Source organism: Dietzia sp. CQ4 (genome assembly GCF_014145125.1).
Classification (GTDB): Bacteria; Actinomycetota; Actinomycetes; order Mycobacteriales; family Mycobacteriaceae; genus Dietzia; species Dietzia natronolimnaea.
On record NZ_JAALDZ010000222.1, the window covers coordinates 1 to 1924 of the forward strand.

The window sequence follows — 1924 nt, forward strand, 5'->3', positions numbered from 1 at the left end:
GCGTCGTTGTAGTTCATCACCGGGGTGCCCTGGAAGTCACCGGTGGGCAGGACCTCGGTCTCGAAGTCCAGGGTGCGCCACCCGAGCTCGCCCTCGGCGTAGTCGAAGTAGCGGTCCAGCGGGCCGGTGTAGACCACGGGCGCGTCCGGGCTCGCCGCGCGGACGGCCTCGCGGACGTCGAACCAGTCGGTGTCCAGGACCACGTCGATCTTCTCGTCGGCGGCCATGTTCTCCAGCCACGCGGTATAGCCGTCGACGGGCAGGCCCTCGTGGGTGTCGTTGAAGTAGCGGTTGTCGAACGTGTAGCGCACGGGCAGGCGGGTGATGTTGCCGGCGGGCAGGTTCTTGGGGTCGGTCTGCCACTGCTTGGCGGTGTAGTCCTTGATGAACGCCTCGTAGAGCGGCCGCCCGATCAGCGAGATGGCCTTCTCCTCGAAGTTGGTCGCGTCCTCGGCCGAGAACTCCGCGGCCTGCTCGGCGATGAGCTCCCGCGCCTCGTCGGGCGAGTAGTAGCGCCCGAAGAACTGGTTGATCAGGCCCAACCCCATGGGGAACTGGTACGCCGTGCCCTTGTGCATCGCGAACACGCGGTGCTGGTAGCCGGTGAAGTCGGTGAAACGGTTGACGTACTCCCACACCCGCTCGTTGGAGGTGTGGAACAGGTGCGCGCCGTACTTGTGGATCTCGATCCCGGTCTCGGGCTCGGGCTCGGAGTAGGCGTTGCCGCCGATGTGGTGACGCCGGTCGAGCACCAGCACGCGCTTGCCGAGCTCGGCCGCGGCCCGCTCGGCGACCGTCAGGCCGAAGAAACCGGACCCCACCACGATGAGGTCATAGGTCCCCCACTGCCGATCGCCTGCCATCACTTCGAGCCCTCCCGTAGTCCGTCGCCGGGTCGCCGCGCCTGATCGGGCGCCGCGCCCGGCGTGTCCACGCGCCGGTCGGCGCGGGTCCGGGTCCAAGGGTATCGGGCGGGTGGGCGGAGGGGTCCGGTGCCACACCAGGTGACGACGACGAGGAGGGCCCCACCCGTGCGCGGTGCCGCTGCTCAGTCCGCGCGTCGGGCGGCCGCGTCGTCGTACATCGGTTCGAAACTACACGCTTGTGACCCCAAAATTCACTTCCGTACCACTTGGTTTCACGCGTTTCTTAGCTACCATTGACCACGTTCGTCACATTCGTCCCAGTGGTCGCAGCGCTCGCGGCCGCCGGGAAGAAGTGTTCCGCAGCGGGATCCGCGAGACACAGACCTGATCTGGAGAAGCCCTTGAGAACACGACGCCGCCCCCTGAACGTCAGCGGTCGACGCAGGACCCTCGCCCTCGCGGTGGCGGTCGCGGCGTCCGTCGTCACGCCCCTCGCCGTGTACGGGGCGGACCACCTGGTCGAGTCCGGAGACGACATCGCCGCCACCGCGGGCGCCGCCGTCCCCACCGGGACGGCCGAGGTCTCCCTGTCCGACGCACCCGCCGCGGCGGGGGTGGACACCGACATCGCGGTGGGCTCCGCCCCGGTCAAGGAGGTCACCTCCGAGACCCCGTTCTCGATGGTCGGCGTCACGTGGAAGGGCTACAACCCGCAGGCCGTCGCGGCCCTGCGCGCCAAGAACCCGGACGGCTCGTGGGGCCCCTGGTACGAGGCGGAGTCCGTCGACGACGAGGGCGAGAGCACCACCGGCAGCGGCGGCACCGAGCCGGTCTTCCTCGGGGTGGACACCACCACTGTCCAGATCAAGGTCTCCGGCGTCGACATCGCGGACACGTCGCTCGCGGACGCGCCCGAGGGCGCGGAGTCCCGGGACGCAGAGTCCGGGAGCGCGGAGTCCCAGGGCGCGGAGGCCACGGCGGCCCCGGAGTCCGAGGCCGCCGACACCCCGGCCACGGGGTCCCCCGCGCAGAACGACGTCGCGGCCACCCGGTCGGCC

At 70.1% G+C, this 1924-nt stretch carries 1 protein-coding gene and 1 pseudogene; one reads left to right on the forward strand and one right to left on the reverse strand.

All coding sequences use genetic code 11. The annotated features are described in order from the left end of the window. Positions 1-863, reverse strand: an 863-nt coding sequence (locus G6031_RS12845) for a UDP-galactopyranose mutase (RefSeq protein ID WP_182653465.1), incomplete at its 3' end; no start/stop codon positions are given. A gap of 404 nt (positions 864-1267) precedes the next feature. Here G6031_RS12845 and G6031_RS12850 point away from each other — a divergent pair. Further along, positions 1268-1924: pseudogene (locus G6031_RS12850) on the forward strand (hypothetical protein); the annotation flags it as partial.